The 11,408-nt window shown below is 73.8% G+C and carries 11 protein-coding genes; 6 read left to right on the top strand and 5 right to left on the bottom strand.

The features are described 5' to 3' along the window. Positions 1-407 precede the first annotated feature (407 nt). Positions 408-1,151, top strand: coding sequence for a PIG-L deacetylase family protein (locus ACZ4SW_RS21935; protein ID WP_468246779.1), 744 nt, complete (start codon positions 408-410; stop codon positions 1,149-1,151). A gap of 70 nt (positions 1,152-1,221) precedes the next feature. On the opposite strand, the gene ACZ4SW_RS21930 is transcribed toward ACZ4SW_RS21935, so the two are convergent. Beyond that, on the bottom strand, positions 1,222-1,422 hold the full coding sequence (locus ACZ4SW_RS21930; protein ID WP_468246776.1) for a DUF5999 family protein: 201 nt from the start codon (positions 1,420-1,422) through the stop codon (positions 1,222-1,224). 568 nt (positions 1,423-1,990) lie between these two features. Here ACZ4SW_RS21930 and ACZ4SW_RS21925 point away from each other — a divergent pair. After that, positions 1,991-2,821 (top strand): pentapeptide repeat-containing protein, encoded by an 831-nt coding sequence (locus ACZ4SW_RS21925; RefSeq protein WP_468246773.1) that lies wholly within the window; start codon positions 1,991-1,993, stop codon positions 2,819-2,821. Positions 2,822-2,896: 75 nt separating this feature from the next. Here ACZ4SW_RS21925 and ACZ4SW_RS21920 read toward each other — a convergent pair whose 3' ends face one another. Beyond that, positions 2,897-4,174: an FUSC family protein gene (locus ACZ4SW_RS21920; protein WP_468246770.1), complete on the bottom strand. Its 1,278-nt coding sequence runs from the start codon at positions 4,172-4,174 to the stop codon at positions 2,897-2,899. A gap of 86 nt (positions 4,175-4,260) precedes the next feature. Then, entirely contained in the window at positions 4,261-4,755 is a 495-nt protein-coding gene (locus ACZ4SW_RS21915) for an FBP domain-containing protein (protein ID WP_468246765.1), read from the bottom strand. Positions 4,756-4,843: 88 nt separating this feature from the next. On the opposite strand from ACZ4SW_RS21915, the gene ACZ4SW_RS21910 reads away from it, so the two are divergent. Continuing rightward, positions 4,844-5,809 (top strand): DUF3626 domain-containing protein, encoded by a 966-nt coding sequence (locus ACZ4SW_RS21910; protein WP_468246761.1) that lies wholly within the window; start codon positions 4,844-4,846, stop codon positions 5,807-5,809. On the opposite strand, the gene ACZ4SW_RS21905 is transcribed toward ACZ4SW_RS21910, so the two are convergent. Then, positions 5,755-6,393 carry a PAS domain-containing protein gene (locus tag ACZ4SW_RS21905; RefSeq protein WP_468246758.1) on the bottom strand — a complete coding sequence of 213 codons (639 nt, stop codon included), beginning with the start codon at positions 6,391-6,393 and terminating at the stop codon, positions 5,755-5,757. The genes ACZ4SW_RS21910 and ACZ4SW_RS21905 overlap by 55 nt on opposite strands. Before the next feature lie 109 nt (positions 6,394-6,502). Here ACZ4SW_RS21905 and ACZ4SW_RS21900 point away from each other — a divergent pair, with 109 nt between their 5' ends. Continuing rightward, a complete protein-coding gene (locus tag ACZ4SW_RS21900) occupies positions 6,503-7,015 on the top strand; it encodes a GNAT family N-acetyltransferase (protein ID WP_468246753.1) in 513 nt (170 codons plus the stop codon). Between the two features lie 10 nt (positions 7,016-7,025). Here the strand turns inward: ACZ4SW_RS21900 and ACZ4SW_RS21895 are convergent, their stop codons facing one another. Next, complete coding sequence (locus ACZ4SW_RS21895; RefSeq protein ID WP_468246748.1) at positions 7,026-7,304, bottom strand: hypothetical protein; 279 nt, start codon at positions 7,302-7,304, stop codon at positions 7,026-7,028. 244 nt (positions 7,305-7,548) lie between these two features. Between ACZ4SW_RS21895 and ACZ4SW_RS21890 the strand changes: the two genes are divergently transcribed. Together ACZ4SW_RS21890 and ACZ4SW_RS21885 are read left to right on the top strand one after the other, a co-directional pair. Then, positions 7,549-10,716, top strand: a complete 3,168-nt coding sequence (locus ACZ4SW_RS21890) for a cytochrome P450 (protein ID WP_468246743.1) — start codon at positions 7,549-7,551, stop codon at positions 10,714-10,716. A gap of 316 nt (positions 10,717-11,032) precedes the next feature. Then, positions 11,033-11,269, top strand: a complete 237-nt coding sequence (locus tag ACZ4SW_RS21885; protein WP_468246737.1) for a hypothetical protein — start codon at positions 11,033-11,035, stop codon at positions 11,267-11,269. Positions 11,270-11,408 lie beyond the last annotated feature (139 nt).

Below are 11,408 nucleotides of genomic sequence, written 5' to 3'. Positions count from 1 at the left end.
AGCATCACACAAGAAAAAGGTATCCCCCCCTTCCCCCCCCCCCCCCCCCCCCCCCCCCCCCCCCCCCCCCCCCCCCCCCCCCCCCCCCCCCCCCCGACCGCGCCGGTCAGCCCCGCTCCGGACGCGCCGGCCAGGAGTGTGCGTCTGCTGAGACCTGAATTGACGACAGAGTCGGGAGTGTTCATGGCCGGACATTGTGGTGCGACCGTGATGAACGGCGCGGCGGGCTCCCGGTGAACGAAGCGTCAAACCCGGCGCTGCTCGAGCCCGCCGACGTCGACGGTGGGCCGGCAGACGTCCGGCGCCGAGGGGCGGCGCTCCGGCGGCGTCCTCGCCGGTCCGGGACGGCCTCGCCCGCTTTCCCCCCGGCCGACCGGCCGGCCAAGGCGCGGCGCTACCCTGCGGCCATGACCGAGCCAGGGAACGAGCCGCTCAAGCCCATGCCCGACGACTGGCGGCGCGCACTCGCCGTCGTCGCCCATCCCGACGACCTCGAGTACGGCTGCGCCGCGGCCATCGCCGGGTGGACCGACGGTGGCCGTGAGGTCGCGTACGTCCTCGCCAGCCGCGGGGAGGCCGGTATCGACTCGCTCGAGCCCTCCGTGTGCGGACCGTTGCGGGAGCGGGAACAGCGGGCGAGCGCCGCGGTGGTGGGGGTGTCCACGGTGGAGTTCCTCGGTCACCGGGACGGTGTCATCGAGTACGGGGTGGCGCTGCGCCGGGACATCGCGGCGGCGATCCGCCGTCACCGGCCCGAGCTGGTCATCACCCTGAACCACCGCGACACCTGGGGCGGCGTCGCCTGGAACACCCCGGACCACGTGGCCGTGGGACGCGCGACCCTGGACGCGGCCGCGGACGCCGGCAACCGGTGGATCTTCCCCGAGCTCACCGAGCGGGGACTGGAGCCATGGAACGGCGTGCGCTGGGTCGCCGTCGCCGGTTCCGCGCAGCCCACGCACGCAGTGGACGCGACAGCGGGCCTCGAACGCGCGGTGCGGTCGCTCCTCGAACACCGCACCTACATCGAGGCGTTGACCGACGAGGACCCGGAGACCTACGCCCGGTCCTTCCTCACGGCACAGACTCGGACCGCGGGGGAACGGTTCGACGGCACACCGGCCGTCGCCTTCGAGCTGTTCGGCCGTTAGGCGGCGTTCGGCGCCCTGGTGCCGGGAGCGTGCCGGGCGTCGCGACGGGCGAACGTTGCCTGCCGCGGCACTAGCTGAGCACGGCTTCCTGTGCCGGGGTCCGCAGCGGTGCCACGGCCCGCCCGTCCGGCAGGAGTTCGCCGGTGTCGTCGAAGACGATGGTGCCGTTGCAGAGCAGATACCAGCCCTGCTCGGGGTGGGCGGAGACGATGACCGCCGCATCGTGGTCGGGACGGTCGGCCGTTGGGCACTCAGGCCGGTGCGTGCACATGACGTCTCTCCAGGGGTCGTACGAGGTGTGCCTCTGTCATAGCGGAGTTTGTTTTCGTACGAGTGAGGGGACCCTCACGCGGCGGGAAATTCAGCGGTGGGTCCCCCACCTCCCGCGGCGGCCGGAAAGTGCCGTGGAGCGCGCCCGGTTCGCCGGTCGGGCGGGAGGGTCTCCGAGTGGCCGACGGCGCACGCGCTCACGGAGGCGGCTCCGTCGTCGCGATGTCCTCCGTGGCTGCGGTGCCGTCCATGAGGCGACCGTAGGCGGGCCGCGGCCGGCGGGCCACTCACCGGCCGCCGGGCGGGTGCCACGCCGTCACCCCCTGGCGCCTCGCCCGTTCGGAGCCGCCGACCTCGCGCACGGTGCGGTCGGGGCGCAGGATGGAACCGGACGCGCCGCTGTGAACGGCACGGTGGCGGGCCCGAAGGGGGTGCCGTGTGCGCCCGCTTCGGCGCCCGCCGCCGACGCGCCGCCTGCCCGCCACGACGACCCGCGCGGCCCCGTTCCCCCACGGCACCGGCGAAGATCGGCCGTCCGGGTGAGGGAACCACCCGATTAGGGTGGCGTCATGCACGCACCCGCCACCGACCGTTCCGACCTGCGCGCCGACTGCGGCTCCTGCTTCGCCCTGTGCTGTGTCGCGCTGCCGTTCGCCCGCTCCGCCGACTTCGCGGTCGACAAGGACGCAGGCACGCCCTGCCGCAACCTCCGGGGCGACTTCCGTTGCGGTGTCCACTCCGAGCTGCGGGAGCGGGGCTTCTCCGGCTGCACCGTCTACGACTGCTTCGGTGCCGGGCAGAAGGTCTCGCAGGTCACCTTCGGCGGGCGTGACTGGCGCTCGGGCGACCGGGAGCACGCCCGGCGGATGTTCGACGTCTTCCCCGTGGTGCGGCAGCTCCACGAGCTGCTCTGGTACCTGACCGAGGCGCTCACCCTGCCCGCGGCCCGCCCGGTCCACGTCGATCTGCGCCGCATGCTGGAGGAGACCGAGCGGCTGACCCACCTGACTCCGCAAGAGCTCGGCGAGTTGGATGTCGGCGCGCACCGGCAGGAGGTGAACGTGCTGCTGCTGCGCACCAGCGAGCTGGTCAGGGCCGGGACCGGCCGCCGTACCAAGGACCGGCGGGGCGCGGATCTCATCGGCGCGCGTCTGAAGGGAGCCGACCTCCGCGGGGCCAGTCTGCGGGGGGCCTACCTCATAGCCGCCGACCTCACCGGCGCGGATCTGCGCGGCGCGGACCTGATCGGTGCCGACCTGCGGGACGCCGACCTCACCGACGCCGATCTGACCGGCGCGTTCTTCCTGACCCAGCCGCAGGTCAACGCGGCGCGGGGAAGCGAGGGCACCAGGCTCCCGGCGTCCGTCACACGCCCCGCCCACTGGGCCGCGCACCGCTGAGGGCTCCGCGACGGCCGAGGGGACTGCCGGGTGCACACCCCGAGCTGGGATCAGCCGCCGTCCGGTGGCCCGTCCTCACCCGGACCGCCGGGGCGGCCCGCTGCGGTCCCGGCGCCGGTGAGGATCACGCGTCCGGGTGAACCAGGGCTCGCGCACCAGGTCCCACAGCCTGGCCAGACGCGGGTTGCGCTCGCGCTGCGCCCGGGTGCCGCGGTCCAGCTCCTCCAGCAGACGCCGTGTGCGGTGCTCGGTGTCCAGCTCGTCCAGGATGCGGTTGACCTCGGTCAGCATCGCGCCGTGGTACTGCCACTGGCGGCTGTCGCGTTGGACCTCCTCCAGCAGGAGCTGGGCCAGCTTGTCGCGCGTCGCGCCCGCCGTGGCCAGCTCCTCGGCGAGCCGGGTCTCCGCGGACTCGGCGCTGCGGCTGACGTCGGTGGTCACGAGCACCGCGAAGCTGACCACGGCGTCGCCGATCTCCGACAGCAGCCGTTCCACCGTCGCGCCGATCTCCGACTCGAACAGCGGCTCCGGTTCGCGCTCCCTCGCCAGGTCGGCGAGGGTGCGGGAGATCACCCGCAGCACCACCGTGACGATCTCCAGCGTGTCGAGTCCGGTGCGCAGCACGATCCGGTGCAGGAGCCCTTCGCGGACCCGCGGGTTGAGCTTCAGGCTGTCCTCGGCCTGCCGCAGTGCGGCGTCCACCAGGACGATGTCGTGGTCCAGCCGGCGCGCCTCGTGCAGCCGTGCGGTCGCCTGCGCGGCGGGCGTGCGGCCCGCGGCCTCCTCCCCGACGCTCAGCATGAGCTGGCGGATCCGGCGCGCGAGACCCTCGATGGACTCGCCGGCGGCCCCCACCCACACGGGGGGCGCGATGAACAGATTGGTGGCGAGGCCGACCGCCGCCCCGATGAGCGTCTCGACCACGCGGGCCCAGGCGGTACTGCCGACCTGGGTCACCCCGAGGACCAGCATGCCGCTGATCGCCACTTCCTGTACGAACTCCCTGACCCGGACGAGATGCCCCACGGCCAGCGAGGCCAGGATGATCAGGGCGAGGCTCCACCAGGTCAGGCCCACCAGGGTGCTGAAGAGGATCGCGATGACGACACCGGTCACCACGGAGTTCACCCGGCGCACACCGGTGGTGAGCGTCGCGTACAGCGTCACCTGCACGACGAGGAGCGCGGTCAGGGGCGCTGTCAGGGGGGCCGGCTCCGGGCTCAGGCGCAGGGCGACGACGTACGCGACGGTCGCGGCCGCGGTCGAACGCACCGCCTGCACGACCTCGGGTTCCTGTCGCCACTTGGCGATCCGGGCGACGGTCTGCGCCCAGGCATCACGGACATCTCGCATCCCTAACGCCCTTCCCTTTGCGCCCTGGCCTCGAACGTACACAAAGGCACGACAGGCGTCGCCCGGGGGGTGGCCACAGTGCGGAGTCAGATGCCCACTTTGTCCAGGAAGGCGGACAGGTTGGCCGTCATCCGGGCGATCTGCTCCTGCGTGGTGAGGCTCTCCTGGAAGCGGCCACCGGCCTCGGGCGCCTTCTTTCCGCGCACGTACAGGGAGCACGCGAGGTCGGTGCACATGTACACGCCGACCGAATTGCCCTCCCGGCCGGCGGCGCCCGCCTTGCGGGCCGTCATCAGGGACACGCCGTTGCCCGGGTGGGTGGTCAGGCACAGCGAGCACATGCTGCGGTGCAGGAAGCCGCGCTGAGAGGACGGGAAGCGCAGCGCGACGCCGACGAGCCGGCCGCCCCGTTCGGCGACCAGATAGCTGCGATCGGGGGCCCCCGGATCCCGCCAGCCCAGGAAGTCCAGGTCGTCCCAGGGGCGTTCGCCGAGGTCGCGGGGTATCGCCAGGCGTTTCGCCTCTCCTTTCGAGCAGTTGATAAAGGAGTTGCGGATGTCCTGCTCGGTGAGCGATCTCATGAGGTGTTCCTTGCTCGGGTGCGGAAACCTGGCGTCCTAGGGATCCTAGGTTTCCACCTAAGCTAGTCAGTTCGATCGGGAGTGGCCAATGGATTTCGGGGGCGACGAGCGAGCCGGATGCGGTGCCGGTACGGCGGCCGAGCGGGCACTGCGGCATGTCGCGGCCCTCTCCTCCGGTCGCCCGGTGCGCCGGGACCTGCGGCTGACCCTCAACTTCCACCCCGACCGGACCACGCCCGACGGCCGGCCGATCCTGCGGGCGCTGGCCGCGGACGGCGCCTACCGCTCGCAGTTCGTCACCGGCACCAGCAACGGCGGGCTCACGGCGCACCCCGGCGGCGACCGCTGGCGCTGGGAGAGCCGCATCTTCGGCGGCGCCTACGACGCCGGGCCCGCGCATGAGCGGCCGGTGTACGGCGCGCTGAACTTCCGCCGCCAGGTGGTCGGGGCGGCGCCGCGTTTCGGCTCCTCGCACTTCCGGCTGACCGCCGCCGCACTGGAGCGGGCCACCTTCTGCTACCCGGACAGCGCGGCCGAGCCGCGCCACTTCGGGGTGGCCGCGGGGATGCACCTCATCGAGCTCGCCGAAGCCGACGACCGGGACGCCCTGAACGACTACATAGAGGCCCACGTGCACGGCCCGGTCCTGCTGGAGCGGGATGTGGAGGCGCTGGTCCTGGACGCGGGCTACCGCGGCACCCCGGTCGAGGCCGCCGCCCGCCGGCTGCCGTGCCGGACCGAGTGGCACCCCGGGTACCGGCTCTGCGTGGAGGAGTTGCGCCGCCACGCGGAGTACCGCGGCCCCCGGTACGTCGAGTTGGGTGCGCGGATCGCCGAGGACGGGCGCCTCGATCCGCGGATCATCGGCGATGCCGTGCGCACGGGCCGGTACGCGCCGCAGGACCTGAAGATGGTGTGGCACTGCCTGGCGCGCTTCGGCGCACCGGAGGGGGCGGGCACGGCCCGGCCCGGACGGCACGGACCCACTGCACCCGCGGTTCAGCAGCCGGCCTCCGGCGGCCACACCCCCGGCGTGAGCACGCCCAGCGCGTAGGCGCGCGCCACCAGCTCCGTACGGTTCGCCGCACCCCACCGCTCCGACAGACGCCGCAGATGGTAGGTGACGCCGTCGACCGTGAGCCCGGTCTCGCGCGCCGCCCGCGCCGTGGTGGCACCCCCGGCCAGCAGCGCCAGGATCCGGGACTCCGCAGGGCTGGCCGGCGAGGCGGCGGCCGCCGCCTCCTCCTGTGCCGGGCACTCGCCCAGCACGCGGACCAGGACCAGCAGCGCGGGCGTCGCCCCGGCCGAGTCGCTGACCGGGTCCGCCGTCAGCTCTCCGTGGCGCCGCACCCCGTCGGCGGCGTCCCAAGCCACGGACACCGGGTAGCGCGAACGGTGCCGTAATCGCAGCGCCTGCGCGATGCGCTCGATCTGCGTCGGCTCCTGCGGCCGGAACCGGTCCAGCACGTTCCGCCCGCGCAGACCGCCAGGCGTCGCACCCCACTCCCCGGCCATCGCCGGATTGGCCAGCACGATCGCCCCGTGGACATCGCACACGGCGACCGGCATCGGGATCCGGTCGAAGAGCGTCAGCGCCCGGTTCCGCCACACCACCGCGGCATCCGGCTCCGAGTCCATCACGCCCCTCTCACCAGGTTCCGTGATCAACGATAGACGCCCAGGTCAGGGGGCGGGGCCACCGGCCGGCGCCGGGCCGTTGTCAGAGCCCGGCCCTAAGGTGAGCGCCATGGACACCACGGACGCGCGACAGGTACGGCTCGAGCCCTGGGCCGAGGACGACTTCTGGCTGCTGCGCAGGACCAACAGCCCCCGGATGACGGAGCACTTGGGAGGCTCCGAGACCGAGGAGCGACTCGCCGCACGGCACCGGCGCTATCTCGCTCTCGAAGCGGGCCGGATGTACCGGATCACGCTGGCCGACAGCGGCGAGACGGTGGGATCCATCGGCTTCTGGGAGCGGTCCTGGCACGACGCGACGGTCTGGGAGACCGGTTGGGCGGTGCTGCCCGAGTTCCAGGGCCGGGGCCTCGCCGCCCGGGCGGCCCGCGCGGTCGTCGAGGCGGCGCGAGCCACCGGGGCGCACCGGTGTCTGCACGCGTTCCCGAGCGTGGACCACCCCGCCTCCAACGCGGTCTGCCGCAAGGCGGGCTTCGCACTGCTCGGCCAGGTCGACTTCGAGTACCCCAAGGGGCACCGGATCACATCCAACGACTGGCGGGTCGACCTCCGCCCGCGGTGACGACCGGGCTCTAAGCACTCTCCGGCGGTTCCTCCGCCTGGGCCAGCACCTCCGCCTCGACATCGGCGCGCGCCCGGCCGTGCGTCTTCGCGTACTCGGTGAGCTCGGCCTGAAGGTCCCGGTCCAGGTCGCGCCAGGCGCGCCACGCGGTCTCGTACGTGTCGGTCTGCTGCTTGGTCCACGGGGTGGCGGTGGGCGGGCCGTATCTCTCGCGCAGTCCGGCGGTTCGCACCTGGGCCTCGTTCGCCGCGCGCTGCATCTCCACGATTTCTTCAAACGTCTTCGCCACGGCCCCGGATCCTAGGCGCGCGCACGGGGGGCCGGGTCCCGCGACCCGCACGAGAGGACCGAGATCGACCGGTCGGCCCTAGGTGCTGTCCGACAACGCCGCCTTGCGCATCCGGGCGCGCCTTGGCAAGACCCCGCCGGTGCTTTCCACTGCGGATTCATGTAGTCGCACGGCACGGACCCGCGTCGGCCGGCGACCAAGCTGGTGGGAGCAGTCCCGCACCGCGAAAGGCAGTTGTCGCGCCATGCTCCCCACCGCGCAGTCGCAGACCACCCTCGGCACCCCGCACGGCGTCCCCGTGGCGGACATCTCCGACGTCGGGCCCGGCCGCACGCCGATCCAGCAGGCCATGGAGCTGATGCGCCGGCACGGCCCCGTGCTGGTGCGCCGGCTGCACGGACGCGACGTCCTGTTCGTGGCCGACCTGGACCTGGTCACCGACCTCGCCGACGAGACGCGCTTCGCCAAGGCCATCGGCCCCGCCCTGGAGAACGTCCGGGAGTTCGCCGGCGACGGCCTGTTCACCGCCTACAACGACGAGCCCAACTGGGCCAGGGCCCACGACATCCTGATGCCCGCCTTCGCCCTCGGCTCGATGCGCACCTACCATCCGGTGATGCTGCGCGTGGCGCGCCGGCTGATCGAGTCATGGGACCGGGCCGGTCGCGACGGCCGGCCGGTGAACGTCCCCGACGACATGACGCGCATGACCCTCGACACCATCGGGCTCGCCGGCTTCGGCTACGACTTCGGTTCCTTCCGGCGCGACGAACCGCACCCCTTCGTGGAGTCGATGGTCCGCTGCCTGGAGTGGAGCATGACCCGGCTGGGCCGGCTGCCCGGCGACGACCACACGGCGGCGGACGCGGCCTTCCGCGACGACGCCGCCTACCTCGCCCAGGTCGTCGACGACGTCATCACCGCACGCAGGGCGGGCGGTGAGCAGGGCGCGGCCGAGGATCTGCTCGGCCTGATGCTCACCGCGCGGCACCCCGCCGACGGCAGGACCCTCGACACCGCGAACATCCGCAACCAGGTGATCACCTTCCTGATCGCCGGCCACGAGACCACGTCCGGGGCGATGTCCTTCGCCCTGTACCACCTGGCCAAGAACCCGGCCGTCCTCCAGCTCGTCCAGCGCGAGGTCGACGCCCTGTGGGGCGACGCCCCCGACCCCGAGCCGACGTACGACGAGATCGGACGGCTCACCTACACCCGCCAGGTGCTGAACGAGGCGCTGCGGCTGTGGCCGACCGCCGCCGCGTTCAGCCGGCAGTCCCGCGAGGACACCGTGCTCGGCGGTCGGGTCCCGCTGCGCGCCGGGCAGTCCGTCGTCGTCCTCGCCCCGATGCTGCACCGGCAACCGGTGTGGGGCGACAACCCCGAACTGTTCGACCCCTCCCGCTTCACACCCGAGGCGGAGGCCGCCCGCCCACCGCACGCCTACAAGCCGTTCGGCACCGGTGAACGCGCCTGCATCGGCCGCCAGTTCGCACTGCACGAGGCCACCATGCTGCTGGCGATGCTGGTCCACCGCTACCGCCTCCACGACCACGCCGACTACCGGCTCACGGTCAAGGAGACCCTCACCCTCAAGCCCGACGGCTTCACCCTCACCCTGTCGCCGCGCACCGCGGCCGACCGCACGCACCCGCCCCTGCCGGGCACCCACCGGCCTGCTGCGGAGTCCGTCGCGGACACCGCCACCCTGCCCGCCCGCGTACGCCCCGGCACCCGGGCGCTCTTCCTGCACGGCAGCAACTACGGAACCTGCCGTGACTTCGCCGCCCAACTCGCCGACGAGGCCGCCGCCGTCGGCTGTGAGACGGAGGTCGCGCCCCTGGACGCGTACGCCGGCGGGCTGCCCACCGACCGCGCCGTCGTGATCACCGCCGCCTCCTACAACGGGCAGCCCACGGACGACGCCACCGCCTTCGCCGCCTGGCTGTCCGGGGCATCGGCCGACGCCACGGACGTCACCTACGCCGTCCTCGGCGTCGGCGACCGCACCTGGGCCGCCACCTACCAGCGGGTCCCGACCCGCATCGACGAGCGGCTGGCCGAACAGGGCGGCACCCGCCTGCTGGACCGCGCGGCGGCCGACGCCTCGGGCGACCTCGGCGGGACCGTCCGCGCCTTCACGGCGCGGCTGCGCACCGCCCTCCTGGAGCGGTACGGCGACCCGGACGCCACCGCCGCGGGGGAGCCGGCACAGGCGTACGAGGTCCGCACGGTCGGCGGCGGCCCCCTGGACGCGCTCGCCGCGCGGCACGACCTGGTCCCGATGACGGTCACCGAGGCGTACGACCTGACCGCGCCCGGCCACCCTCGGCTCAAGCGGTTCGTGCGCCTGGCACTGCCCGACGGGACGGCCTACCGCACCGGCGACCACGTGGCCGTGCTGCCCGTCAACGACAAGGCGCTCGTCGAGCGGGCCGCCACCGCGCTCGGTGTGGACCTGGACACCGTCCTGGACATCCGCGCGGCCCGGCCCCGCCGCGACGGCCTGGCCGTCGACCGCCCGCTGACGGTACGTCAACTTCTCACCCATCACGTGGAGTTGCAGGAGCGTCCGAACGCCGACCAGCTCGCCGTCCTCGCCGCGGCCAACCCATGCCCGCCCGAACGTGCGGCGCTGGCCGGCCTCACCGACGATCCGCGCACCCTCGTCGAGGTCGTCGAGGCGTACCCCGCCCTGCGCGGCGCCCTTGACTGGCCGACCCTGCTGGACTTCCTCACGCCGCTGCGCCCGCGGCACCACTCGGTGTCCTCCTCGCCCGCGGCCGACCCCGGCCACATCGACCTCATGGTCTCGCTCCTTCAGGCCCCGGCCCGTTCCGGCAGCGGCGTCTACCGGGGCACCGGCTCCGGGCACCTGGTCACGGTCGAGCCCGGAGACACCGTCCTGGCCCGCCTCCAGCCCTGCCGTGAGGCCTTCCGCGTCGACCACTCGGCCCCGGTCGTCATGGTCGCGGCCGGTACCGGGCTCGCCCCGTTCCGCGGCGCGATCGCGGACCGGGTGCGGGCGCTGGCGGAGGGCGCCCGGCTCGCCCAGGCCGTCTGCTACTTCGGCTGCGACGCCCCGGACGCGGACTTCCTGCACGCCGAGGAGCTGCGGGCCGCCGAGGCCGCCGGCGCGGTCTCGCTGCGCCCGGCGTTCAGCGCGGCGCCCGTCGACGGGGTGTCCTTCGTGCAGCACCGCATCGCCGCCGAGGCCGACGAGGTGTGGCGGCTGCTCGATGCCGGGGCCCGTGTGTACGTGTGCGGGGACGGCTCCCGTATGGCTCCGGGCGTGCGCGACGCCTTCCGGGCGATGCACAGCGAGCGGGTGCCCGGCGGGGACTCCGAGCGGTGGCTCGACGAGCTGATCGCGTCCGGGCGTTACGTGGAGGACGTGTACGCGGCCGGGTGACGGCCCCACGGGGGCGGGCCGCGGTGGCCACGCCTGGCGGAGTGTGCCTCGGCCGTGGAGGCGGGACGTACAGCACGGTCGAGGAGCCGGACTCGCCGACGCAACGCTCTGCCCCCGTGGCCCTCGGCAGGCCCCGTCCCCGACCCCGGCGCCGTACACAGACCGGACCCACCCCCGCCCACCTGCCGCTTTCCCTGATTCAACCCGCACCGCCGGTTTCGCGGGCCCTCCCTGCGGTACTCGCCGCCTCGCCAGGAAGGGTCCTTGCTCGTGTGGGGCCCGTCGCCCTGGTGAAGACAGGAATGGAGTGATCGCCGTGACCGAGCACCGGCGTCAGGGTCCCGGCGAGGCCGTGGAACCGGTTCCGCGGGACATGCCGGACCAGCAGGCCCACGAGGGCGAGGACCGGTGGGACGCCCGCCCCGCGCAGGGCGGCGGCACCGATGCCACGGACGTCCCCGACACGGACGAGGCGGGCACCGGCCGGCAGGGCGCCCCGCACGCGGGTTCCGTCCACCCCGAGGGCCCCGTACCGGACGAGTCCCCGGACTGACCCCTGTCCCCGAGGTACCGGCCGCGGGGGGGGGGGGGGGGGGGGGGGGGGGGGGGGGGGGGGGGGGGGGGGGGGGGGGGGGGGGGGGGGGGGGGGGGGGGGGACTGGGCGCTTGGGTAAGAGGAGCGGAGAGAGGGAA

The organism is Streptomyces sp. NPDC028331 (assembly GCF_055565775.1).
The sequence above is the reverse complement of the archived record's forward strand: the minus strand, read 5'-3'. Positions and strand labels throughout refer to the sequence as shown.

Coding starts and splice junctions, on each gene's coding strand:
- ACZ4SW_RS21935 (WP_468246779.1), top strand. CDS start 408: ATGACCGAGCCAGGGAACGAGCCGCTCAAGCCCATGCCCGACGACTGG.
- ACZ4SW_RS21930 (WP_468246776.1), bottom strand. CDS start 1,422: ATGTGCACGCACCGGCCTGAGTGCCCAACGGCCGACCGTCCCGACCAC.
- ACZ4SW_RS21925 (WP_468246773.1), top strand. CDS start 1,991: ATGCACGCACCCGCCACCGACCGTTCCGACCTGCGCGCCGACTGCGGC.
- ACZ4SW_RS21920 (WP_468246770.1), bottom strand. CDS start 4,174: ATGCGAGATGTCCGTGATGCCTGGGCGCAGACCGTCGCCCGGATCGCC.
- ACZ4SW_RS21915 (WP_468246765.1), bottom strand. CDS start 4,755: ATGAGATCGCTCACCGAGCAGGACATCCGCAACTCCTTTATCAACTGC.
- ACZ4SW_RS21910 (WP_468246761.1), top strand. CDS start 4,844: ATGGATTTCGGGGGCGACGAGCGAGCCGGATGCGGTGCCGGTACGGCG.
- ACZ4SW_RS21905 (WP_468246758.1), bottom strand. CDS start 6,393: ATGGACTCGGAGCCGGATGCCGCGGTGGTGTGGCGGAACCGGGCGCTG.
- ACZ4SW_RS21900 (WP_468246753.1), top strand. CDS start 6,503: ATGGACACCACGGACGCGCGACAGGTACGGCTCGAGCCCTGGGCCGAG.
- ACZ4SW_RS21890 (WP_468246743.1), top strand. CDS start 7,549: ATGCTCCCCACCGCGCAGTCGCAGACCACCCTCGGCACCCCGCACGGC.